24 protein-coding genes are annotated in these 24096 nt (G+C 33.4%); 6 read left to right on the top strand and 18 right to left on the bottom strand.

What is annotated here, in order from left to right; translation table 11 throughout:
• Positions 1-246: 246 nt before the first annotated feature.
• Genes C4F50_RS07530 through C4F50_RS07520 form a run of 3 tightly spaced genes read right to left on the bottom strand, consistent with a single transcriptional unit; the run spans position 247 to position 1869 of the window.
• On the bottom strand, positions 247-768 hold the full coding sequence (locus C4F50_RS07530) for an ExbD/TolR family protein (protein WP_193845790.1): 522 nt from the start codon (positions 766-768) through the stop codon (positions 247-249).
• A 24-nt stretch (positions 769-792) separates the two neighbouring features.
• Complete coding sequence (locus C4F50_RS07525; RefSeq protein WP_193845789.1) at positions 793-1320, bottom strand: ExbD/TolR family protein; 528 nt, start codon at positions 1318-1320, stop codon at positions 793-795.
• A 24-nt stretch (positions 1321-1344) separates the two neighbouring features.
• Positions 1345-1869, bottom strand: coding sequence for an ExbD/TolR family protein (locus C4F50_RS07520; protein WP_193845788.1), 525 nt, complete (start codon positions 1867-1869; stop codon positions 1345-1347).
• Between the two features lie 210 nt (positions 1870-2079).
• Here C4F50_RS07520 and C4F50_RS07515 point away from each other — a divergent pair, with 210 nt between their 5' ends.
• Positions 2080-2634: a fasciclin domain-containing protein gene (locus C4F50_RS07515; RefSeq protein WP_193845787.1), complete on the top strand. Its 555-nt coding sequence runs from the start codon at positions 2080-2082 to the stop codon at positions 2632-2634.
• 417 nt (positions 2635-3051) lie between these two features.
• Here the strand turns inward: C4F50_RS07515 and C4F50_RS07510 are convergent, their stop codons facing one another.
• From C4F50_RS07510 to C4F50_RS07470, 9 genes are all read right to left on the bottom strand, one after another.
• Entirely contained in the window at positions 3052-3897 is an 846-nt protein-coding gene (locus tag C4F50_RS07510; RefSeq protein WP_193845786.1) for an EamA family transporter, read from the bottom strand.
• Between the two features lie 88 nt (positions 3898-3985).
• The gene (locus tag C4F50_RS07505; RefSeq protein ID WP_193845785.1) at positions 3986-4126 is read right to left on the bottom strand and encodes an SsrA-binding protein; all 141 of its coding nucleotides are present in this window, start codon (positions 4124-4126) and stop codon (positions 3986-3988) included.
• Positions 4127-4208: 82 nt separating this feature from the next.
• On the bottom strand, positions 4209-5642 hold the full coding sequence (locus tag C4F50_RS07500) for a serine hydrolase (protein WP_193845784.1): 1434 nt from the start codon (positions 5640-5642) through the stop codon (positions 4209-4211).
• A 30-nt stretch (positions 5643-5672) separates the two neighbouring features.
• Positions 5673-7115 carry a serine hydrolase domain-containing protein gene (locus tag C4F50_RS07495; RefSeq protein WP_193845783.1) on the bottom strand — a complete coding sequence of 481 codons (1443 nt, stop codon included), beginning with the start codon at positions 7113-7115 and terminating at the stop codon, positions 5673-5675.
• 83 nt (positions 7116-7198) lie between these two features.
• Positions 7199-9094 (bottom strand): M56 family metallopeptidase, encoded by a 1896-nt coding sequence (locus tag C4F50_RS07490; RefSeq protein ID WP_193845782.1) that lies wholly within the window; start codon positions 9092-9094, stop codon positions 7199-7201.
• A 10-nt stretch (positions 9095-9104) separates the two neighbouring features.
• Complete coding sequence (locus tag C4F50_RS07485) at positions 9105-9473, bottom strand: BlaI/MecI/CopY family transcriptional regulator (protein ID WP_193845781.1); 369 nt, start codon at positions 9471-9473, stop codon at positions 9105-9107.
• Between the two features lie 28 nt (positions 9474-9501).
• Positions 9502-11088 carry a M56 family metallopeptidase gene (locus C4F50_RS07480; RefSeq protein WP_193845780.1) on the bottom strand — a complete coding sequence of 529 codons (1587 nt, stop codon included), beginning with the start codon at positions 11086-11088 and terminating at the stop codon, positions 9502-9504.
• A 19-nt stretch (positions 11089-11107) separates the two neighbouring features.
• Positions 11108-11476 (bottom strand): BlaI/MecI/CopY family transcriptional regulator, encoded by a 369-nt coding sequence (locus tag C4F50_RS07475; protein ID WP_193845779.1) that lies wholly within the window; start codon positions 11474-11476, stop codon positions 11108-11110.
• A gap of 433 nt (positions 11477-11909) precedes the next feature.
• Complete coding sequence (locus C4F50_RS07470) at positions 11910-13127, bottom strand: MDR family MFS transporter (RefSeq protein WP_193845778.1); 1218 nt, start codon at positions 13125-13127, stop codon at positions 11910-11912.
• Between the two features lie 99 nt (positions 13128-13226).
• Between C4F50_RS07470 and C4F50_RS07465 the strand changes: the two genes are divergently transcribed.
• The 5 genes from C4F50_RS07465 to C4F50_RS07445 all read left to right on the top strand — a co-directional run bounded on the left by C4F50_RS07465 (position 13227) and on the right by C4F50_RS07445 (position 17028).
• Positions 13227-13826, top strand: coding sequence for a DUF1684 domain-containing protein (locus tag C4F50_RS07465; protein WP_193845777.1), 600 nt, complete (start codon positions 13227-13229; stop codon positions 13824-13826).
• A complete protein-coding gene (locus tag C4F50_RS07460) occupies positions 13826-14482 on the top strand; it encodes a TatD family hydrolase (RefSeq protein WP_193845776.1) in 657 nt (218 codons plus the stop codon). The genes C4F50_RS07465 and C4F50_RS07460 overlap by 1 nt, the downstream gene beginning before the upstream one ends.
• A 104-nt stretch (positions 14483-14586) precedes the next feature.
• A complete protein-coding gene (locus C4F50_RS07455; protein ID WP_193845775.1) occupies positions 14587-15303 on the top strand; it encodes a tRNA threonylcarbamoyladenosine dehydratase in 717 nt (238 codons plus the stop codon).
• A gap of 151 nt (positions 15304-15454) precedes the next feature.
• Positions 15455-16117 carry an HAD family hydrolase gene (locus tag C4F50_RS07450; protein WP_193845774.1) on the top strand — a complete coding sequence of 221 codons (663 nt, stop codon included), beginning with the start codon at positions 15455-15457 and terminating at the stop codon, positions 16115-16117.
• Between the two features lie 68 nt (positions 16118-16185).
• Positions 16186-17028: a DUF2911 domain-containing protein gene (locus C4F50_RS07445; RefSeq protein WP_193845773.1), complete on the top strand. Its 843-nt coding sequence runs from the start codon at positions 16186-16188 to the stop codon at positions 17026-17028.
• A 198-nt stretch (positions 17029-17226) separates the two neighbouring features.
• On the opposite strand, the gene C4F50_RS07440 is transcribed toward C4F50_RS07445, so the two are convergent.
• The 6 genes from C4F50_RS07440 to C4F50_RS07415 all read right to left on the bottom strand — a co-directional run bounded on the left by C4F50_RS07440 (position 17227) and on the right by C4F50_RS07415 (position 24083).
• Positions 17227-17856, bottom strand: coding sequence for an MCP four helix bundle domain-containing protein (locus C4F50_RS07440; protein ID WP_193845772.1), 630 nt, complete (start codon positions 17854-17856; stop codon positions 17227-17229).
• A gap of 112 nt (positions 17857-17968) precedes the next feature.
• A complete protein-coding gene (locus tag C4F50_RS07435) occupies positions 17969-18577 on the bottom strand; it encodes a hypothetical protein (RefSeq protein ID WP_193845771.1) in 609 nt (202 codons plus the stop codon).
• Between the two features lie 236 nt (positions 18578-18813).
• Positions 18814-19302: a hypothetical protein gene (locus C4F50_RS07430; RefSeq protein ID WP_193845770.1), complete on the bottom strand. Its 489-nt coding sequence runs from the start codon at positions 19300-19302 to the stop codon at positions 18814-18816.
• Entirely contained in the window at positions 19295-19624 is a 330-nt protein-coding gene (locus tag C4F50_RS25880; RefSeq protein ID WP_193845769.1) for a DUF805 domain-containing protein, read from the bottom strand. Before C4F50_RS25880 ends, C4F50_RS07430 begins: the two co-directional genes overlap by 8 nt.
• An 89-nt stretch (positions 19625-19713) precedes the next feature.
• On the bottom strand, positions 19714-21441 hold the full coding sequence (locus C4F50_RS07420) for a sodium:solute symporter family protein (protein WP_193845768.1): 1728 nt from the start codon (positions 21439-21441) through the stop codon (positions 19714-19716).
• Between the two features lie 113 nt (positions 21442-21554).
• Positions 21555-24083 carry a PIG-L family deacetylase gene (locus C4F50_RS07415; protein ID WP_193845767.1) on the bottom strand — a complete coding sequence of 843 codons (2529 nt, stop codon included), beginning with the start codon at positions 24081-24083 and terminating at the stop codon, positions 21555-21557.
• Between the last annotated feature and the right edge of the window lie 13 nt (positions 24084-24096).

Raw genomic sequence — 24096 nt, 5'->3', positions numbered from 1 at the left:
AATGTGGGACTTTTTTTGTTTCAGGTTTCAGGTTTCAAGTTTCAAGTTTCACGTGGTCAAGTTTCAGGTTGTCACGCTGAGCGAAGTCGAAGCGCATTTCTATTGGATCTTGCAATTTTAAAATAGCATTTGTTGTTTAGAAGCTATTTCCCGCTATCCGCTACAATCTTTTACTTTTTAAAGAAAAAAGTAAAAGGATTTTCACTTCTATCAGGGCTAGGCAGTATTTTCAAAAGAAATTTATTTTTATTTCGCAGCTAATAATTTAGTTTCTTCTGGACTAAATTCATTTACAATCGCATAAGTGCCAATTCCTGCAATTGCCATTTCATCCAAAATGTCTACTAAATTTTTAAAATTAGATGCAGTGCTTGGTTTTATAATTACAAAAAGACTTTTTCGGCTATCACCATAATAATCTAATATTTTTTTCTTTTGAATTTCAAGCTCTTTTCGAATACCATTTTTACCATATGCAAGTTTCTTCGGTTTTTCTAATGAGGGAAAAAATAGATTTTCATAAGTTATTATTTCGTTGTTTTTATCCAATAGAACTGTTAGGGTTCTTTCACTTGCAGTTCCAAAACAGCTTATAACTCCATCATCACAATGTCTTTCTGGCATGCTCAAATCCATAATTTTCGGTTTTGCTAATTCTCCAACCACCATAAAAAATATAATCAATAAAAAAGACACGCTGACCATAGCTGTTAGATCAACTCTAGAGCTTAATTTTCTGCTTCTGACTTTTTGAGGTAGGTTTTTCATAAAAATATATTTTTAAGAATGTTTTTAATTGGAAGCCAATAATTTAGTTTCTTCTGGAGTGTAATAATCTACAATAGCATAAGAATTAATTCCTGTAATATTTATTTCATCAAGTATGTCAACCAAATTACCATAGTTTGATTTTTTACTAGGTTTAATAATTACTGTAACTCCCTGATTTCTTCCCAGTGCAGCTGAATATTGATGCACAATTTCGTTGATATTTATTAATTCTCTTCTTATTCCGTCTTTTCCGTATTGTACTTCTTTTGGCATTTGAATAGGAGAGAAAAGCAATCCTCTATAGGTAATCATTTTGTCGTGATCATCTAATAAAATGGTTAAAGTACGATTTTCATCCGGTTTATTACATTCTTGTTCCGGCCCACAACTGCGACGATATCCAAGATCATATTCCATAACTTTCGGTTTTGACAATTCTCCAACTACCATAAAAAATATAATCAATAAAAAAGACACGCTGACCATAGCTGTTAGATCAACTCTAGAGCTTAATTTTCTGCTTCTCACTTTTTGAGGTAGGTTTTTCATAAAAATATATTTTTAAGAATGTTTTTAATTGGAAGCCAATAATTTAGTTTCTTCTGGAGTAAACTCAGGTACTATAGCGTAAGATGTAATACCTGTTATTTTCATTTCATCTAAAATATCAACCAAATTACCATAGTTTGATTTTTTAGTTGGTTTAATGATCACTGTAATTCCTCTTCCTGGTTTCCCTAAGGCTTCTGAATATTCCAGATAGCTCTTATTGTTTTTTAGTAATTCCTGACGAATTCCTTCTTTCCCATATTTAATTTCTTTTGGAGAAATTATAGGGGAGCTTAAAATACCCATGTAGTATACGATTTTGTTATTATTATCTAACATTACAGTTAAGGATCTATTTTCTCCATAATGGCGGGGAGGACAATCACAGCATCCGTGATCAGGAGAATCTAAACTCAGTATTTTCGGTTTGGACAATTCTCCAACCACCATAAAAAATATGATCAACAAAAAAGATACGCTGACCATTGCAGTTAAATCGACTTTTGAATTTAACTTTCTGCTTCTCACTTTTTGAGGAAAATTTGCCATAGAAATAGGTTTTTGGTTACTAAAGTTAATAAAAAAACAATACGATAGAGATATGGATTTGAAAATTTTTGAAAATATTTTTTAAGGTTAATGCTTTGTTTTTAAGCTGCTTTTAGGAACTTTTCAATAATTTTTTATTTTTTTTAGTATTCTAATAAAACCAAAACAATTATTCCAGCGTAAATGAGCTTATAACTTAAAAACTTTATTATGAAAACTAAAAAATTTTTAGCAGCAGCATTTTTAGCATTAGGAATTGCATTTACATCTCACGCACAAAAAACTGTAATGGTTGGTGGCGCAGCCATGTACCCAAATAAAAATATTATTGAGAATGCTGTCAACTCAAAAGACCACACAACATTGGTTGCAGCTGTAAAAGCAGCAGATTTGGTAGAGACTTTAAAAGGTAAAGGACCGTTTACTGTTTTTGCTCCAACAAATGCGGCATTTGATAAATTACCAAAAGGAACGGTAGAAAATCTTTTGAAACCAGAAAACAAAAAAATGCTGCAAACGATCTTGACCTATCATGTGGTTGCAGGAAAATGGAATGCAGCTGATATTGCCAAAGCAATTAAAGCGGGTAAAGGAAAAGCAACTATTAAAACAGTAAGCGGCGGTACTCTAACTGCGTGGATGGATGGTAAAGATTTATACATTTCTGATGAAAACGGTAACAAAGCAAAAGTAACCATTGCAGACGTTAATCAATCAAATGGTGTGATTCATGTGGTGAATGCGGTATTATTGCCTAAAAAATAAGCACCAAAAACAATTATCCAGCTGAAAGTCCTGTATTATTCAGGGCTTTTTTCTATTTTACGATTCATTATAATATAAATCAAAGAAGCGATCGTAAAGAAAAGAGGCAAAACAATATAGCTTTTATCTGCTTTCGTCACTACAATAAAAAAGAAATTAAGAATTGCAATTAAGCTTACCAGCGAATATCTAACTTGTTCATATATCGTTAAAATATTCTTCGTTAAAAGATAAAAGATAAGACTTGAAAGAAAAACTAGAAATAACGATCCAAATAGAAATAATGAGCTTATAACCGCACTTATTGCATCCATTTTGTCGAAAGGGAAAGAATTACAAATGAACCAGATAATTAAAGAAATGCCAAAAAGCCCGTTTACTACTTTACAGTATTGCCAATAATCCTTCATTTGTTACTTATTTTTTAGCAGTTAAAGTACTTCCAGCAGAAGCAATTATTACACAAATCACCGCTAATATTTCGTATAAACTTAATTTTTCCTGCAGAAATATAAAAGCGCAAATGGAAGCTGCTGCAGGTTCTAAACTCATTAAAATACTAAATGTTCTTGGCGGAAGCTGTCCTAAAGCTTTCATTTCTAAAGTAAACGGAATCGCACTGGATAATAATGCTAAAGCAACTCCCATACCGAAAAATGTCGGCGTAAGATTAGAAAATCCGCTGCTGAGAAAACCAAAAGGAAGAATAAGAATTCCGGCAAACAACATTCCTGTAGAAACGGCTTTGCCATCCTCCATTATTTTAGAAATTTTACCGCCCAAAATAATATAAGCGGCCCAGAATCCTCCAGCTGCAAGTGCAAATAAAACGCCAAGCGAATCAACTTTTGTATTGTTCCAGGGGGCTATTAATACAATTCCTAGAGCAGCCAATAGTACCCAGCAGTAATCTACCAGTCTTTTAGAGCCGAAAATTGCAACTAACAAAGGTCCAATAAATTCAAGCGTTACAGCAAGTCCGATTGGGATTCTTTCTATAGCGAAGTAAAATACCAGATTCATTGCACCAAGCGATAATCCGTATGGGATAACAATTTTCCATTGATCCGCTGTAATCTGTTTTAGATTAGGACGATAGGCTAGCAGTAAAATTACAGCCGAAATTCCAATCCGCATAGAAGCTGTTGCCGCAGCGCCTAGCGCCGGAAACAAAGTTTTGGCAATCGCAGCACCACATTGAACACTGATAATAGCCAAAAGAACCGCCGGGATAGCGGGTATATTGATTTTTTTATTTTTCATGAAAGTATTGCGATAGCATTAGAAATACTACAAAAGCATTCTAAATAGGATAGGGGAATTAAGAAGAATGATTAAAGTCTAAAAAATACTAATCCAAAGCACGTTTTGTGACATAAGCACGGTATCCGATAATTGCCATCTGCCATTTTTTAGCTTTAGAAATATCTAAACCTTGTTTAGTAAAACTTGGAAGAAGGATTTTGTTTAGTTTGGCTAAAATTTTATACATAGCAGATTTGTTTTTCCAAAGATATAAAAAAAAGACTTTGCGTTTTGGCAAAGTCTTTTGGATGCATTTTTGATCTCAATTATTAAAGAATCAAAATGAGATTTTTATCGGCGCCATTTTCTATGTTTATGGCGTTTTTAGGACCTTTAACCCAGCCCGTTTTATTGATTACAAATTTGAACATGTAGGTTTTATTTTTTTCAAATTTCGACTTCGGAACTTTTAATTCAAAGGTATTTTTGATTTTTCTTGTCATTTGAAAATTTTTATCCTCAGGACTCCAATTATCAAATGAACCTGCAATAGAAACAGTTTTAACTAAATCTGGATTTAAAGTTTTGTCATGCTCATAAGTAAAAACAACATCTTCTCCGCTCAACTGATAACCGTAAATACCAGTTTTTGTCTGCTTTTCTTTAAGTAAATCATTTGTAAGATTGGCAATTGCTTCTCCTAAAGCATTTCCTGTATCATCATCGCTGATGTTCACTATAACTGAAAGTCCAAAGTTACGTTCTGGATATACGATCAGCATATTTTGAGTTCCAAATGCACCTCCATGTTTCCAGCAGTTTTGTCCGTTATCATCAATCTGAATATAATCCCAAAAATAGCCGTTCCAGCTTGTTGAGCTGTTTAATACATTACGCTGTGATTCTTTTACAATTTTATTTTTGGTATTCAACTCATAACTAATGAATTTGACCAAATCACCTAAAGTAGCTTTTAAACCTCCCGCAGCCATCCATAAATTATCAGATAGGTTCGGCATCACAGCTCCTTTTTTGTTATAACCATTTGCAATTACAGCATCTTTATTCAGCGTAATCCCGCTGTTGTTCATGCCGATTTTAGAGAGAATATTTTCTTTTAAGAGCGTTTCGTAACTTTTATGATAAATATTCTCTAACATGTGCGCTGCTAGATTTAGACTTCCGTTGCAATATTTAAATTTAGTTCCCGGAAGCGTATCCAGTTTCATCTGCTTTAAATCTTCAAAAAACTTTTCACGACTATAATCCTCGTCCATTTTTTTAAAGGCTAAATAACTGGTATCGTTTCTATTTTTTCGCAATTCTGAATTATCAGGCAGGTCTTTTTCAAAACCAGAACGAAAAGAAACTAAATCTTTAACTTTTATTGGAGTTCCCTGATATTCTAAATTAGGATACGATCCTGTAATGTATTTTCTAATATCATCATCAGGACTTATTTTTCCTTCTGTAACAGCTTGAGCCATAAGAAGTCCTGTAAACAATTTAGTGATCGAAGCGACTTCAAAAACAGTGTTGTTACTGGCTGTATTGTATTTTCCTTTATCAATTTCACCGTAATGTCTTGTGTAAGTTTTACCATTTTTTACAACGCCAATAGAAACCGAATTTGCTTTTGATTTTTCAATTAGTTTAGAAGCCGTTTTATCCATTATGGTGTAAACTTCTTTTTCTGAAATGCTTTTTTGTGCCCAGCATGAAAAACTCAAGCAAAGAAATAAGAGGAATATTTTTTCTTTCATGTTGTTATGCTTTAATTATTTGATGATACTTTATGTTTTCTTTTCTGCTTGGAGTTTGTCAATTTTTTCAAGCATTTCTTTTGCATTCTTATTTTCTGGCAAAAGTTCTAAAGATTTTTTATAAGTAATTTTTGAAATATCGAATTGATTATTATTAAAATAACCTTCCGCAAGACTATCATAGGCGTTTCCAGATTGTGGATTTTCCTTAGTATTCAGTTCAAAAACTTTTATTGCACCATCGATTCTTTTATTACTCATTAAGGTATAACCAATCGTGTTTAATCTTTCTTCAAAATTCCATTCTGGATGTTTCTTTTTAATCAGAGCATAGTTTTCTATCGCTTTATTAAGGTCCAGTTTTAAAAAAGCAAAGGTTATTTTTTCATCGGTAACGGCATATTCATTATACAGCTTTTGATCTACAATTCCGGCAATATGATTAACTACCTGATCCTGAACGCCAGAATATCGATGTCCGTTTGATAAAAAGATGATCGTTAAATTTTGCTCCGGAAATTTTCTGAAAGCAGTTTCATTACCGCCGCTAAATCCATAGCTAAGAATATCATTTACAGGATAAATTCCCCATCCATATCCAAAATCATATTGTTTTTTAAATTGAAACGGCTTCCACATAGCTGTTTTTGTTTCGCTTTTTAGATATAGATTGTGATCCAGATTTTGATTCCATCGAATAAATTCAGGAAGCGAAATATTCATTCCGTTTGCCGAATGAGAATCTTTTCCGCTGTCAGTAGTGCTTTTTACATAAGTATTGGTTTGTGTGCTAAAATTGTACCTAAAAGCACTATTGTTTACGGCTTCTCCAAAGTTAGAAGAAAAGTACACTCCCCATTTTACATCTGAAAATTGATTTTGAATTATGTATTGATCAAATGTGAGACCTGTTATTTTTTCAATAATTTTTGCTAAAAACAAATAATTTGTCTGATTATAACGGTATTGATCTCCAGTCGAAAAATCCATTGTTTTTTGGGCTAATAATTTTATTCTCTCCGTATAAGACAGTGTGATCGGGATATCGGCAAACCTTACAATATCTGGCAAACCAGAGGAGTGAGTAATTAAATTTTCGACTTTTATAGCCTGCCATTCTTTTGGCAGATTGTCTAAGTATTTTGAAATTTCGTCTTGTAAAGATAATTTCCCGTTCTCTATTAGCTGAAAAATCCCAACATTTGTGATCAGTTTTGTAGTCGAGAAAATTTTGAAAGCAGTATTTTGATTTACAAAGGTGTTTTCTTCCAAAGAGGCCTTTCCAAAATATTTTTCGTAAATAACTTTGCCGTCTTTTATTACGGCAGCTGCTGCGCCTGGAATTTCGTTTGCTGCGATTATTTCTTTTAAATAATGGTCAATTTTTTGTTCTGTTTTCTGACTGTTATTTTGTCCGAATGAAAAATTTAAGACAAGAAAAAGTATGATAAAGAGATAGACTGATTTTTTCATGTATAAAATTTAGAAATGAGTATTTGTAGAGATAAAAAAACCAGTGCATATCACACTGGTTATTAAAAAGTAAAACGAATGAATTAAGATTTAGTACTGTATTTTTTCTCTTCTCTTTTCATTTCCTCAGCTTGCTTTTTCATCTCTTTGGCCTGTTTTTTCATTTCTGCAGCTTGCTTTTTCATTTCTGCAGCTTGAAGTTTTATGTCTCTTTCCTGAAGTCTTATGTCTCTTTCTTGAAGTCTTATCTCTTTTTCCTGAAGTTTGATATCTCGTTCTTGAAACTTCATATCAAAATTATAATTGAAATTTGGATTCAGATTCAGTTGGTATTTCTCCATTTCGGCACCATATTTTTCCATCGCAATTTGGTACTTCTCCATTTCTTTTTCAAAAATAGCAGAGCGTTTCCCCATTGTTTCTTCCATTTCTTTTTCAAAAGCTCTCATGTCTGGTTCAAAAGCAGCCATTTTTTTCTCAAAATCGGCCATTTCACTTTCAAATTTAGACATCGCCGCTTTATCATTAGTATCTTTTGGTGCTTTTGGCGGTTTTGGCATTTTAGTCATATCCATTGCAGGTGCCTGCGGAATTGGTCCTTGCGGAAAAACTGGCGCAACAGGAGGCGTCGGCGGGGTTGGAGTATCTCCGTTAGAACTGCTGTAATTACGAATAACAACTCTTTCAGAATTTACCGCAACTGGTGCATTTGGCGGTGTTGGTGCTCTCAGCCCTTCAACACTTATGGTTGCAGCACCATTAGTATCGGTTCCAACGGCTAAAGTAATGTCTTTAATCGCTTTACTGCCATTCATTGAAACAGTCTGTTTTTTACCTGATTCTGATTGCAATTGAATTTGTATGGCTGTCAATTCTTTTTCAGCATTTCTTTTTACATCAGTAGCTTGAAAATCAACATTGTGCTTGGTTTTCAGTTTTCCTTTCAAATCATCTAATTCCTTATCTGTTGTATTTTTTGTAATAGTAATAAGTTCTTTAGTTTCTTTGATAGTATCTCTTTGAACAACAGCGTTATTTTGTTTTTTTTCCTGTGCAATAGTTTCTATTTGAAACAACAGTACAAAAGCGCCTAAGGCCGGGATTACCGCGTAGTATTTCCAGTAATTTCTCTTTTTTGACTGATTTTTGTTTAACATAACAATTCGTTTTTTGATTAATGATTGATAAAAATGATTGGTAATGGCAACGCAGGTTTCGTGCGTTGTGATTTTTAAAAGCGTGTATTGGTACGCTTTTTTATCTGTGATTTTTTTTGCGGCTTCGCTGTCGGCAATAAATTCAAGATTTTGAAGAATTGCTTTTTTGTAAAGCCAGATGATTGGGTTAAACCAAAACAAAATGCAGAAGATTCTGGTAATCAAAACATCTATAGTATGTTTTTGGTCGCTGTGCACTTTTTCATGCTCCAGTATATTTTCTAATTCTGCAGCGGTATATAGTGATGAGTTATATACAATGTAGTCGAAATAAGAAAAAGGAGCAATGTTTTCGTTGACATCAATAAATTTAAAGTCTTCCTGCTGTTGTATATCTTTTCCTTTTAATACCGAATTCAAACTATAGAAATCCAAACCAAATTTGATCATAAAAGCAGCAAAACCGATTCCGTAAACAACCATTGAAACTAAATTCCAGTTGATTTCAAAATTTTCTTCTACGGCTGCGATCTGCGGCGAATCGGTCTGATTATAATGATAATTTGCAACGGCATCTGCAGTATTAAATTCTGTCGGAACTGCAGCAGGAGCCTGAACCTGAACCTGTGCAGGAGCGGGTTCAATCCAGATTATTTTGGTATACACAATAAAAGGTAAAACTACAGAAGTGACTAACCCCGCCAATAGAAAAAAGCGGCTGCTGTTAAAAAATGTCTCTTTGCGAAGTAAAAAAAAGTAAGCAAAATAGAACGTTGCTAATAATCCGCTTGACTTTAAAATAAAAATGAAAAGTGCTTCCATGGTTAAGTGATTAATTTTCTTCTGTTGGTTTTTCGATCATTGCTAAGATTTCGCGTAATTCGTCGGCAGAAATTTTTTCTTCCTTAGCAAAAAACGAAACCATACTTTTATAAGAACTATTAAAATAATTGTCTATTGCAGAACTCATAAATCTTTTTCTGTAATCTTCGATACTTACATTTGGATAATATTGATGCGTGTTCCCAAATGCTTTATGAGCAACATAACCTTTCTCTTCCAGATTGCGGACAATAGTCGAAAGTGTATTGTAGTGCGGCTGGTCTTCTAAAATCTCTGCCTGAATTTCTTTTACAAAAGCCTTTTCAAGCTTCCATAAAATATGCATGATTTCTTCTTCTTTATTGGTTAGTTTTTGCATTTTACGATTTTTAAATTTAGAAACAAGATTAGTTGCGAGTTTGAATAATCAGAACACCATCTTTTCCTTTTTCGCCATATTTACTTACTGCTGTTTCGCCTTTAAGAACGTTTACGGTCTCGATATCTTTGGCGTTTATGTCGTTATAGTCAAAACCAGCTGGCATCTCTTCTCCGTTAACAATAACAAGCATAGGTTCTTTTTTTCCATTTGCTTTTGTACCATCTGAGATCGCAATTTTTGAACCTGTTTTTGAAAGAGTTAGTTTAGTACTATTATCATTAGTAGTAATTACAGTAGTGCTAAAATTTGTATTACTATTATGATCAGTTTTTGTAATAATATTAGAATTAGTGCTGACATTGGTTTGAGATTTTGAGTTTAGTTTTTTGCTCTTGCCTACTTTTGGCTCGCTGTTTACTGTAATTTCTTTATCAAAAGTTTGAATTCCCACTTTTTTACTGTCGTTTTTATCAGTAGTCACCACAACAGCAAAGTCTTGAATAGCTGTATTTTGTCTTGTCTGAATAGACTGCGCTGTTTGACTGCCGTATTTAACATCAATTTTTAGAGACGTTAAATCATTTGAAGTGTTGCGTTTAATTTCAGAAGCTTCGAAATCAATATTATGCAATGATTTTAAATTTTCTTTGATTTTCTTTAATTCTAAATCTGTGGTGTTTTTCTTTATTTTGTAAACATCTACTGATTTAATTTCTCCATTACTTTCTTTTGTAATTTTTTGTCTTTCTTTTGCAACTACTTCTACTTGAAATAATAGTACAAAAGCGCCTAAAGCTGGTACAATAACAAAATGTTTCCAAATACTCTTCTTCTTTGATTGATTTTTGTTTAACATGACGATTCGTTTTTTGATTAATGATTGATAAAAATGATTTGTGATTGCAACACAATTTTGGTGTGTTGTGATTTTTAAAAGCGTGTATTGGTACGCTTTTTTGTCTTCTATTTTTTTGAAAGCCTCACTGTCGGCAATAAACTCAAGATTCTGCGTAATTGCTTTTTTGTATAACCAGATTATTGGGTTAAACCAGAAAAGAATACAGAAAACCCTTGAAATTAAAACATCGACAGTATGATTTTGATCGCTGTGAACTTTTTCGTGTTCTAAAATATTCTCTAATTCTGCTGAACTATACAGTGATGAGTTGTATACGATGTATTCAAAATAGGAGAAAGGAGCAATATTTTCGTTTAAATCGATAAACTTAAAATCGGCTTGCTGCTGTACCTTTTTACCTTTGATTATAGAATTTAATTTATAAAAATCTAAAGCAAACTTTACAAGAAGCGTTAAAAGACCCATTCCGTAAAGAAATAACAATATATAATTCCATTGTACGGGATTTTCTTGTTGAGTAGTCTCTGTGTTATATAGTTCCTGAAAATTTAAATCGGAAACTGGATCCGGATCAATCCAAACCGTTTTTGTATAAACCAGAAACGGAAGCAAAACAGCTATTCCTAATCCTATTAATAAGAACCATCGATTGGCATTAAAAAAAGTTTCTTTTCTAAGCAGGAAGTAATACGCTGTGTAGAACAAGATTAATAAAGCGGATGATTTTAGGATAAAAATAAAAAGTGCTTCCATAACAATTCTTTTTTATGGGTTATTTTTCTTCTTTTGGATTTTCGATTGCATCTAAGATTTCGCGTAATTCGGCAGCAGAGATTTTTTCTTCTTTTGCAAAAAACGAAACCATACTTTTATAAGAACTATTAAAATAATTGTCAATCGCCGTTTTCATAAATCCTTTTCTGTAATCTTCAATTTTTACAATAGGAAAATATTGATGCGTGTTTCCAAATGCATTATGACTTACGTATCCTTTTTCCTCAAGATTACGAACGATAGTAGATAACGTATTATAGTGGGGCTGCTCCTCAGTAATTTCTGCCTGAATCTCTTTTACAAAAGCTTTTTTAAGCTTCCATAAAATCTGCATGATTTCTTCTTCTTTGTTGGTTAACTTTTGCATTTCCTTTAATTTTAATTCAAACCTACAACTATTTTTTTAGTTACACAACTATAAAAATAGTTATTTAACTAAAAATTAAGTTGACATTTAAAATTCAGACACTCAAAAGTCATTCAAATTTAATGTTAATAAATTGAATTATAAGTGTTTAAGTATGGAATATATGATAAGTAAAAGAAAATGGAAAATTATTTTTTGTAAATAATCCCATTTACAAAAAGAGAAAGATCCATTGCCAGCATCTTTAGATGATGGTTATAGGGAAGAATAATCGAAATGGCTTTAGCCCAATTTCCCAAAGTCATAAATTTATTCAGCTAAAGCCTTTAAGTATTCTGTATTTTAACCTCCAGATAAATCTGGAGGCAATTGATCTTTATCTTTTAGAGCAAAATGTATTTTTTAATACGCGTAATTTAAGATGCAAAAGTGTTTATTGTATTCTTTCTGTAACCAAAGCATTTTTAATCCAGAAACAACATCCGGTAGCAATGACACCAATAACAGCCATAAAGAACCAGTTGACCTGGTAGCCTAATCGGGTAATAATTTCGAATCCAACTTTAGAGCTGATGATGTGTGCTAAACTAAAACTCATGGTATAAAGCGCCATGTAGCGGCCTTCTTGTCCGTGCGGTGCACGGCTCAAAGCAAAAGCATTAGAAAAAGGGAAGGTTAGGATTTCGCCAATAGAAATGCAAACCATACTGACAATCAATATTCCAGCCCAGAAATTGATCAGCAGTAAAAAGAAACTTAATGCCATAATAAAGGAACCTAAAATAATAACTCTGATTTTAGCAAATCCCTTTCGTTCCATAAAGCCTACGGTTGGCATTTCGAGTGCAAAAATTAAAAGTCCGTTAAGCGTCATCAATAAACCGGTTTGAAATTCGCTGAGTCCAAATTTTTCATTATGATACAAAGGCAAAGTGGTAAAAAGCTGAAAGAAAATCATGGCCGTTACAAAACTTACAAATAAGAATACCCAGAAAATCTTGTCCTGAAAAACTGATTTTACTTCTGGAGCACTTTCAATTTTGTCATCTAGGGGCGCTTTTTTCTTTTCTTTTACTAAAAAAGCAAAAATAGAGATCGATACAATGCAAGAAGCTCCATCTACCCAGAATAAACCAGGATAACCAATTCCCATAATAATTAAACCGCCAAGTGCAGGCCCGGCTGCAAATCCTAAATTTACGGCAAGACGAACCAAAGTTAATGCACGGGTTCTGTTTTCTGGTTTTGCGTAAGCGCCCAAAGAAACGAACATTGCCGGCCTAAACATGTCTGCAATTACCATTAACAAAAACATAGCAATACACAATGCCCCAAAACTGGTAATGTATTGTATAAAGAACAAGGAAACGCCACTGGTAAAGAGGCTGAAAATCATTATTTTATAAAAACCTATTTTATCGGATAGCTTACCGCCAAGCCAGGAACCTAACATAGACCCAAGACCAAATGCAACCATAATCCATCCGACTTGATTGTAAGTAAAACTAAGATCTTCCTTTAAATATTTGGATAAAAAAGGAAGCACCATAGTACCGGCACGATTGATAAAGGTTACAATGGCAAGAATCCAAATTTCTCTAGAAAATCCACGAAAGTTGTTAATGTAATGGGTAAAAGCGGTTTTAAGCATTTTGTGTGATAGGTTATCGGCACAAAGTTAGCAAACTTTGTACTGCTAAGCGGTTGTTGTTTTGTTACTTTTGAACTATTTTTGCATAAAATTTCTAAGATGAAAACTCTAAACGCCATAGTTTTATTACTGACTGTTAATTTTGGTTTTGCGCAAAAACAATTTAGTAAAGCCGATGCCGAAAAATTTCAGAAAACAATTAATTCTGAATATGCTGATCCTAAGACAAGTCCGTTGATGGAAGAGGATTTGAAAACTTTTAAAAGTTTAGAATTTTATCCAATAAATAAAACTTTTTTTGTGAATGCTAAATTGGTAAAAGCAAAAAACGAAAAAGTATTTGAAATGAAAACCACGGGAACCAGAACTCCCCAATACATTAAATACGGAACATTGTATTTTAAAATTGACGGTAAAGATTTACAATTAAATGTTTATAGAAATATTGAACTTTCTAAACAAGAAAAATATAAAAATCATTTATTCCTGCCGTTTTCTGATTTAACCAGTGGTAAAGAAAGTTATATTGGAGGCCGTTATATTGATTTAGAAATTCCGAAAGGCAATACTATTGCAGTCGATTTTAATCAGGCATATAATCCATATTGTGCTTATAATCACAAATATTCTTGTCCGCTTGTTCCGTTAGAAAACGATCTTAAAGTTGCAATTAAAGCAGGAGTTAAGACTTTTCATTAATGAAATACTTTAATTTTCATACCCATCAATTTACCAATCAGCCTGATGTTTTAGAGTTGGTCAATCAATATCCAAAAGATTTTGATGAAACCATTCCGTTTTATTCCATCGGCATTCATCCTTGGTATATTGATGAAAATCGTCTTGACGAAGATTTGAAAATTATGGAAGAGAAATTGCAGACGCAAAACTGCCTTGCAATTGGGGAGTGCGGCTTGGACAAAAGAATTGAAATGCCGTTAGATTTACAGATTTCAGTTTTTGAACAACAGTTAGTTTTAGCAGAAAAATATAAAAAACCCGTTGTCATACATTGCGTAGCGGCTTTTCAGGAAGTGATTGCAATTAAGAAAAATAAGAAAATCTCGGTTCCGATGATTATTCATGGTTTTTCAAAAAACTGGCAAGTAGCAGAACAGTTACTTACAGCTGGATTTTATCTTTCGTTTGGCAAATATTTATTGAAAAATCCAGATTTGAAAACTGTTTTTCAAAATGTTCCAAACGATCGTTTCTTTCTCGAAACTGATACAATAGAAGAAAGTATTAAAGAAGTTTATGAATTGGCTTCAGAATACAAAGGTTTCAATATAAAAGAATTACAAGACCTTATCTCAATTAATTATCGAAATATTTTTGAACAGCTGAAAATGTAATGTTTTTATTTAAAAGAGAGCTCAAAGCGGCACTCCAATTGAACAAAACCTGAACTTTAAACCTGAAACAAAAAAACAAAAACATAAAAAACAAAATATAGAAAATGGCAGAGTGGACAGAAAGAGCTGAGCTTTTATTTACTAAAGAAGGATTAGAACAATTACAAAAATCGAATGTATTAGTTGTCGGATTAGGCGGTGTCGGCTCTTTTGCTGCAGAATTTTTAGCAAGAGCAGGAGTGGGAAACATGACAATTGTAGACGGAGACGTTGTAGATATTACCAATATTAACAGACAATTACCAGCGCTTCACTCAACAGTCGGACAGCCAAAAATCAAAATTGTCGGCGATCGTTTAATGGATATCAACCCAGAATTGAATCTGACGCGAGTACAGGAGTTTCTTTCGCCAGAAAGAGCTTTCGAAATTGTTTCTCCAGAATTTGATTATGTTTTAGATTGTATTGACAGCATTACTCCCAAATTAAATTTAATTATTGCTGCAAAACGCAAAAGAGTAAAAATCATAAGCAGTATGGGCGCCGGAGGTAAAATGCTGGCTTCTAAAGTAAAAGTAGCTGATATTTCTAAAACCATAAACTGCTATTTTTCTAAAGCAATTCGTAAACGTTTGAAAGAGTTTAAAATCAATAAATTAAAAGTGGTTTTTTCTTCTGAAATTCAAGACGAAAAAAGCTTGAAATTAACCGACGGGAAAAACTATAAAAAATCATTTTACGGTACAAATAGTTATATGCCGGGATTATTCGGTTTACACGCCGCAGAAACGGTGATTCGATACCTGCTTAAAAAAGAGTAAATAAAGGGGCTAAGATACTAAGGTTCTTTTTTTTGTTTCAGGTTTCAAGTTTCATGTTTCGCAACGTATAAACCTGAAACCTGAAACCTGAAACTTGAAACCTAAAACTTACCCTCTCAGTACCTCGGAACCTTAGAAACTTATAAAAAAAATGATAAAAACAGTAATTTTTGACATGGATGGTGTTATTGTAGATACAGAACCTGTTCATCGTTATGCTTATTATTTACAATTTTCAGAATTAAACATCGAAGTCCCAGAAGAAATGTATACTTCTTTTACAGGATTTTCGACCCGAAATACCTTTCAGACATTAAAAAGTAATTTTCCTTCTATCGAACAGGAAGTAGAAGACTTGATCCAGAGAAAGCGAAATATTTTTAATGATGCATTTGACACCAAAGAAGATTTGTATCTTTTGGACGGTGTAGAAGACTTGATTAAAGACTTGTATGATAATAAGATACAGATGATCTTAGCTTCATCGGCCTCAAAAGTGACTATAGAACGTGTTTTTACTCGATTCAACCTCCATCAGTATTTTTCTCATATTGTAAGCGGCGAAGATTTTCCGCAATCCAAGCCAAATCCTGCTATTTTTCTTCACGCCGCCTCATTATCGATTGCGCCAAAAGAAAACTGTATCGTAATCGAAGACAGTACAAATGGGGTAAAAGCGGCAAAAGCAGCAGGAATTTACTGTGTAGGCTATAGAAGCGAGCATTCCAATTTACAAGACTTAAGTTTGGCAGATTTGGTTATAGAGCATTTTAATGAGTTAAATGCCGAAAAAATATCACAGCTGCCTGCTTGAATTATGTAATATTTAACATTTGTTCCCTAATTGAATTTGTAAATTTGAACAAACAAAAAAAACGAAGAATGAAAAAACTACTTATTGCGTTAGCATTGATTATAGCGCCATTAGCAGCAGATGCACAAGTAAAAACACCACAGTCTAGTCCAAAAGGATATATAAAACAAACCGTTGGTTTAACTGATGTAGAAGTAACCTATTCTAGACCAGGAGCCAGAGGAAGAGCTGTTTTCGGAAATTTAGTTCCGTTTGGAAAATTATGGAGAACAGGAGCAAACGAAAATACAATCATCAATTTTAGCGATGATGTAGTTATCGACGGAAAAACATTAAAGAAAGGAAAATATGCAATTTACACAGTGCCGAGAATTGAAAGCTGGGATGTGATTTTTTACCTTTCTACAGATAATTGGGGATTGCCAGAAAACTGGAACGAGTCTTATGTAGTGTTAAAAACAACTGTAAAAGAAGACGCATTGCCAACGCCAGTTGAAACTTTTACAATCGGAATCAATACTTTAGATCCGAATTTCGGTTATTTAGAAATGGCTTGGGAAAACTCTCATGTGGCTTTAAAATTTGAAGTTCCAACTGCAAAAACGGCTACTGCAAGTATCGAAAAAACATTGGCAGGACCAAGCTGGAACGATTATTATGCTGCTTCTCAATATTTATTTCAATCAAACGGAAACATAGAAACAGCAAGAGTTTACGTAGACAAAGCGCTAGATATGAGTACAGACAAACCATACTACGTAACAAGATTAAAATCGTTGATCCAAGCCAAACAAGGTGATAAAAAAGGAGCTCTTGAAACAGCAAAAGCTTCTTTGGCATCGGCAGAAGCAGCAAACAACGCAGATTACGTAAAATTAAACAAGGACAGCATTGCTGAATGGAGTAGATAATCTTTCGAATTATTAAATTCCAAAATAAAAATTACAAATTCCAAAACCTTCGGGTTTTGGATTTTTTTTTTTGATTTTGTTTGTCAAACAAAATCTTCAAAGGATTTTCTCATTTATCCTATTTTGAAAGAAGTCGAAGCGCTGCAAATCGGAATTTGGATTTTATTTATTGAAATTTCCTCTTGAAATTTAGATTTATTAATTCATACTCGGCGGCTCAGGAATTTTGACTGTCTTTTTTATTTTCTTGACAATCAGCAGATAAAAAACAATGCCTCCTAAAATAATCAGTAAAGCGATTTGCAGCTGGCCAATACTATTATTTCTGTTATACATCGCATTGGCGGCAGCAAGTTTAGATTTTCCTTCTTTAATCTGAATCTCCGATAATGATTCTAAAGTTTTTAAAGCCTGTCCGCTCGAAAATGCAATTTTGTTCCAGTTTTTATTGGCGACTTGCGTATTGATTTCTTTGCAGGAAAGTAGAAACGTATCAAAATATTGCTTTTCTGTATTTGTGAGTACCGTTTGAGCATACAAATTATCGATATCGTGAATGATATCAAGTGTGTGCACAATTTCATTTTTTTTGATGTTGTCGCTCAGATCTAGTTTTTCAGCTTCCGATTTAATAAAATGCAGCTGTTTAGAATACTGAAAGATATAATGTGCCACGACCAATCTGTCTTTGTAAATCGCATTGATATTTTCGTTTACATTTTTAGAATTCTGCAGCGTATTAAAGTTACCAAGTAAAATAATGAGCATTACGATCAATAATATAAAAGCCGCTTTGGTTTTATTGCTGTATCTTTTTTGATCTTTCATAAAGCTTTATTTTAAAGTAACTTAATCAAAGATAGAGATTTTGAGTTTGAAATTTTAAAAAATAAAAAAGCCCTATTTTTAAAATTTGATCCCCATGATAGTACAGGCCGCGTTACTTGGTGAAATATTTTAATTTGCAGGCAACTTCTAGATTTTTAATCGAACCAATTGGAGCTATTTCGATATTTTTCTGCCCTTTTGAAATGTAAAAATAATACATACTGTTTGTGCCGAGAATATTGACTTTTTTTGACTTTTCGTCATTAAAGACAAGGGTGTGCTCGTATTTTAAAGTATTGGCTTCAATTTTTTCACGAGTAAAATAACCGCCCGCAATTCCTGTACCGATAAAAAAAGACAGTAGCGTCATAGCCAATGTTTTTACCGCAACTTCGTTGTAATAGGTCTGAGCTTGCTCGATTGTAAAACCGTCAGTAGATTTTAGCTCCAGCATTTTTTGAAGAAATTTATTCATTTTATGTTTGAGCAAAATACCCGGAAGGTAATAATGAAAAACAAACATTGCAATAATGGTAATTAAGATAATTGGACTTGAAGTGATATACGCTATCGGGCTGATCAGAATATCCATTATCGAAGAATAATTCAAAATATTAATTCCTAACTGATAATAATGAAAGCTCTCTTTTAAGATTCCCAATACAACAAGATAGAGGTAGCCTAAAGGCAGTAATTTTTCGATGTCTGCAGGAAGTTTCATTTACTATTTGGTTAAGGATCAGTATTAAAACAAATCTGCCATTAGAGCAGTCGTTTTAAATAATCGGTTTCTGAAATACTAAAATAGTGTTTTTACCTACAATAATTAAAAGAATTTTTATTGAAAAAATAAGTTTTTTAATTTTTTGGAAGCTTATCCTGCTGTCCGCTGTATCTTTTGTTTTTTAAAGAAAAAAACAAAAGGATGCCGCTTCCATCAGGGCTAGGGCATCAGGATTATTTAGCCGCATTTTGATTTATCAATAAACGGGTTTGTTTATTTACAATTTCTGCCGACTTGTGAAAAAAATTGGGTGAAACACAATCGCCGTAACTGATGTACACTAGGTGATTATCATCTGTCAGATCTAAATTTTCCTCTTGTTGAGTGCGATAACTATCCATTCCGCTAAACAAATACACCGGATTTCCTTCTCGGTATAACTGCGTCGCAATTCCTATTAACCTTTTTTCGGCAGCAATTTGAATATCTTCTTCTTTGTAAGCCATTAAAAACATACATTCTAACAGAGAACAAAATCTTACACTTTTTAAAGCAGGATATTTTTCGAGGATTTCATTTCCTTGATTTAGATTTTCAAAACACTTTGTTTGTAACTGAGCAGAAATAGAATTATCTACAAATTCTTCTGTATCTGAAACTTCCTGGCTCCTGATTTGAAAAGTGGAAATAAGTAAGATGGAGAAAATAATTATTTTAGTCATTTTTACTTTTTGCTAATAATAGAAATACCAGAAACGCAAAGTTCAAAATTGGAATGAAACAAAAAAGCATAAAATTAGGATTTGCTTTTAAATCTCGTAAACGTCTAGAAATTACAGCTTGCATTGGCACAAACGTAAATAAAATAATTAGGCAAGTATAAAATAAATTTAAAATTTTTTCATTCTCCAAATTTAAAGTACGATATAAATTAAGAGCAAAATAATAGGCTGTGATATTAAAAATTACATAAAACGCAAACTCGGGTCGCCCGGATTTTTGTGTAAATGAAGAATAGAAGAAAATTAAATTTTTTAATTTCATGTATTTACCATTAATAAGAATCTTTGTCAAAGTTTCAAATTTTGACAAAGATGTATTTAAGTTTTAGAATTTAAATAATCCGTTTAAAATCATTCCAGAACAATTTCGCTTTCATCATTAGGTTTTCCCCTAAAAAATAAAATCTGGATCAACAACGCTAAAACGATTGTCAAAATGGCGCCGATAAAATTCAGCCATAAATAACCTAGTTTTTCCTGAGTATAAATCATAAAATAAAAGATTACAAAAATGGTAAGCTGACTAATAATTGCACTTATAAACATAGATTTAGCACGCACACGTTTAAGATAAAATCCAACAAGGAAAATTCCTAAAACAGTTCCGTAAAAAATAGAACCAATTATATTAACCAGCTGAATCAAATTTTCAAACAAAGTACCAATGCAGGCAAAAAGTATCGCTATAATTCCCCAGAAAAGCGTAAAAAATTTAGTAGCGTTCAAATAATGCTTCTCTGATTTTTCGGTTTTCAAATTTCGCTTATAAATATCGATAGCCGTTGTAGAAGCAAGCGCGGTAAGCCCCGAAGCTGTAGACGACATGGCTGCAGAAAGGATAACGGCCAATAAAAGTCCGATCAAACCTTTGGGCAGATAATGCAGGATAAAATGAAAAAAGACATAATCTTTATCGTTGGTTTCGGTATTACTGTCTGCTTTTGATATGATTTCTTTTGCTTTTTCGCGCAGGTCTTTTTCTTTATTTGATAAAGCGACCAATTCTTTTCGCAAAATCGGGTTGTCATAATCTTGATTTAACTGATCAATGTACAGCAGATTAATTACTTTTTTATCTTCAGAAAGTTTGGTCAGTTTTGTTTCTAAAGCTTTATATTCTTCTTTGTAAACCGATTTTTCGATTATAATTTTATTGTTCGGGTTAAAATTTAAGGGAACCGGATTAAACTGAAAAAACACAAAAACCATTACTCCGGTTAATAGAATAAAAAACTGCATCGGCACTTTTAAAAGTCCGTTCATAATCAATCCCATCTGACTTTCTTTTACCGATTTTCCAGACAGATAACGCCCCACCTGCGATTGATCGGTACCAAAATAGGCGAGGGCTAAGAAAAAACCACCCGTTATACCGCTCCAAAAAGTATACTTTTCTTCTGGATTAAAAGAGAAATCGACAATATTCATTTTATCATTGGCACCGGCAATATGCAGTGCGCTGTTAAAAGTCATATCGTTTGGCAGATAGTGCAGAATCAGGAAAAAAGTAATAAACATCCCCGACATAATGACAAACATCTGTTGTTTTTGGGTTACGTTTACCGCTTTTGTTCCGCCCGAAAAAGTATAAATAATCACCATGACACCGATGATGATGTTCATTATAGTTAAATTCCATCCTAATAAAGCAGACAAAATAATAGCGGGAGCATAAATAGTCAACCCAGTCCCTAAACCTCGCTGCACCAAAAACAAAATAGCGGCAAGAGAACGAGTTTTAATATCAAAACGCCTTTCTAAAAATTCGTAAGCCGTATAAACTTTGCTTTTATGATACAGCGGAATAAAGGTTACACAGATCACAATCATGGCAATTGGCAGACCAAAATAGAATTGCACAAATCCCATTCCGTCGTGATACGCCTGTCCAGGAGTTGACAAAAATGTAATAGCGCTGGCCTGTGTTGCCATTACAGAAAGCCCGACGGTATACCAAGGAGTTTCATTGTTTCCTAAAATAAAATCTTCTACATTTTTACTGCCTCGCGTTTTCCAGGAACCATATCCAACAATAAATAAAAGAGTAACGATAAGTACGATCCAATCAAATAACTGCATAATTTAGGAGTATAATTGCATGATTAAGAAGAAAATAACAATATAGACAGCATTAGCTACCAAAACATAGGTGTAGCTTTTTTTCCATTTTTTTTGTTTTTTGTTTTCCATTTTTATTGCTTTAAATCTTGTTTAGCCTCGATTGGCTGTTTCAACGAAATCATGTTTGATAACAGTCTATAAGCTCCCGAAACACCTTCTGGTAATTCTCTAAAGAAGCTTAAACCCGTATAAATGTAATATCCTTTGCCGTATGGAGCTACCAATAAAGCTCCTTTTTTAGCCGATTCTCCCTTATCGTGAGAAGATAGAATAGGAGTAAAGGCATCGTCGTATTCGTTAGGATAATACAATCCCTGCTCTTGTTTCCAGCCTTCAAAATCTTTTGCTGAAATTTTGTTTGGAGTATTTAAAACAGGATGATTTGGCGCTAAAAAAGTAACTTTTGCATTTTCTTCTGTCACACGATCATTAGAGATTTTTAATGGATAAGGCGCCAGCTGGCTGGTAACCGTTTTTCCATAAGTATTGTACTGTACGATCATATTTTTACCGCTTTTCACAAAATTGAAAAGAATGTTCTGTTTGTTTGCCAAAGCGTTTACGGTATTATAAGCACGAACTCCTGTAATAACAACATTAAAAGAATCTAGTTTTTCGGGAGTAATTTCTTCGGGTTTCAAAATGGTAACTTTATACCCCATTTGTGCAAGACTTTCTGGAACTTCGTCACCTGCACCCATAATATACGCTACGGCATCTCCGTTTGTTTTTAAATCAATACGAATTGCTTTTGATTCGGCTGCTTTTAAAACCATTTGTTTGGTAATATGGTTAAAATCAATAACCGTTTCGTCTTTATCAAAACGTTTTTCATCTACAACAGCAATACTTTTTAATGTAGATTCTTCTGGATTTACAGGCGGTGTAACTTCAAAATAAAAAGTCTGCTCATTTCCTTTTTTGCTTAATGCAAACGGAATTTGTTTAGGAGAAATAATCCAGTTATTTGGCAATTCTAGCTGAAGATTACCGCTCACATTGTCTTTTCCGGCACGAACTTTTACAGGAACCATTTTGCTTTTGGTATCTCTAAAAATTAATACTCTTTCTAAAACTGAAGTGGTGACTTCTGGAACGATATCTAAGAAATTATACATTTCGCCTTTTACGCCATCATTGTATTTGTAAACCACAGTACGCTCAAACGGAAGCTCTACGCCGTTAATCTTTACATTAAAAACAACTTTTACCTGTCTAATAATATCTGCAATTCCGATCTGCTGCTGGTTTGAAACGGTATACATTCCAACAGCCGCTTTTTCTTTCAACCAATAGGGCTGCGTATATTCTAAATTTTCAGGAAGTTTAATTTCCAGATTTATTTTCTCATCACTATTGTTTTTGAGAGTACTGTTTTGAACAGTTGTTTTTTGATCCGGAAGCGTCGTAATGCTTGTTAACTGCATTTCTACACTACATCTGTTAATAGCTTCAAGACTCAGTTTTAAAGTGCTTCCAGGAACTGCTTCCTGCTCATTTGCAACAGCTTCAAGATACAATCCAGATGCAGATGCAATGATATTTTTAACTGCTTCCGATTTTATTTTTTTCCAATGATCGTCTTCTAGATTTTCAATCATAGTGTAGACTTTGATCAAATCGGGAATACTGGCAGAAGGATTGTTGAAATTGTATTTTTCGATAATTTTTGAAACTAAATCACCGATCGGTTTCCCGTTTTTAACACGATTCCAAGAAGTATCAATTCCGTCAAATAACTGATCACGATCTTTTGGATTTTCGCCATTAATTAGTTCCAAATATTCTGTTTCTAAACCGCGGACTCCCGTGCTTCCAAATCCCTGCGATTGGTGTCGGCTTCGGCTTAAAGCTGCAATTTCCTGATTTGATTTTCCGATTCCGGTATAATAAACTCCCGTTTCCAGTTTAACAAATTTTGATTTATTAGCGGCATCAAATTTCTCCTGACTTCCATAAAACCACCAGGACGGATTAAAAAACTGTCTTTTTACCTGCCACGGTTTTACATATTTTAATTGTTCAGGATAAATTTTAGGATTGTTGGTCAGATTGAAACTTTCTACACTCAACATTGCCGAAGACGTATGATGTCCGTGCGTAGTACCCGGCGAGCGGTGATCAAAACGATTGATAATGATGTCTGGTTGAAAATTACGAATGGTCCAAACCACATCTGCAAGAACTTTATCTTTGTCCCAGATCTCAAGAGTTTCATCGGGATTTTTAGAAAAACCAAAATCGTTGGCACGCGAAAAGAATTGTTCACCGCCGTCTATTTTTCTGGCTTCAATTAATTCCTGAGTCCTAATTACACCAAGCAGTTCGCGAAGCTGGGGGCCAATTAAGTTCTGGCCGCCGTCACCACGTGTTAATGATAAATATCCAGTTCTAGCATTCATTTCATTTGCTAAATACGAAATTAAGCGTGTATTTTCATCGTCAGGATGAGCGGCAAGGTATAAAACAGAGCCTAAGAAATTTAGTTTTTTGATTTGATTATAAATTTCAACAGAGTTCGGTTTTTGTGGCTGCTGTGCAAATGAAACAGAAACACTCATTAAAAATAAAAGAAGAATTTTTACTGGAATTTTTCGCATAGGTTTAATTACA

Source organism: Flavobacterium hungaricum (assembly GCF_015182285.1).
Taxonomy (GTDB): Bacteria; Bacteroidota; Bacteroidia; order Flavobacteriales; family Flavobacteriaceae; genus Flavobacterium; species Flavobacterium hungaricum.
The sequence above is the reverse complement of the archived record's forward strand: the minus strand, read 5'-3'. Positions and strand labels throughout refer to the sequence as shown.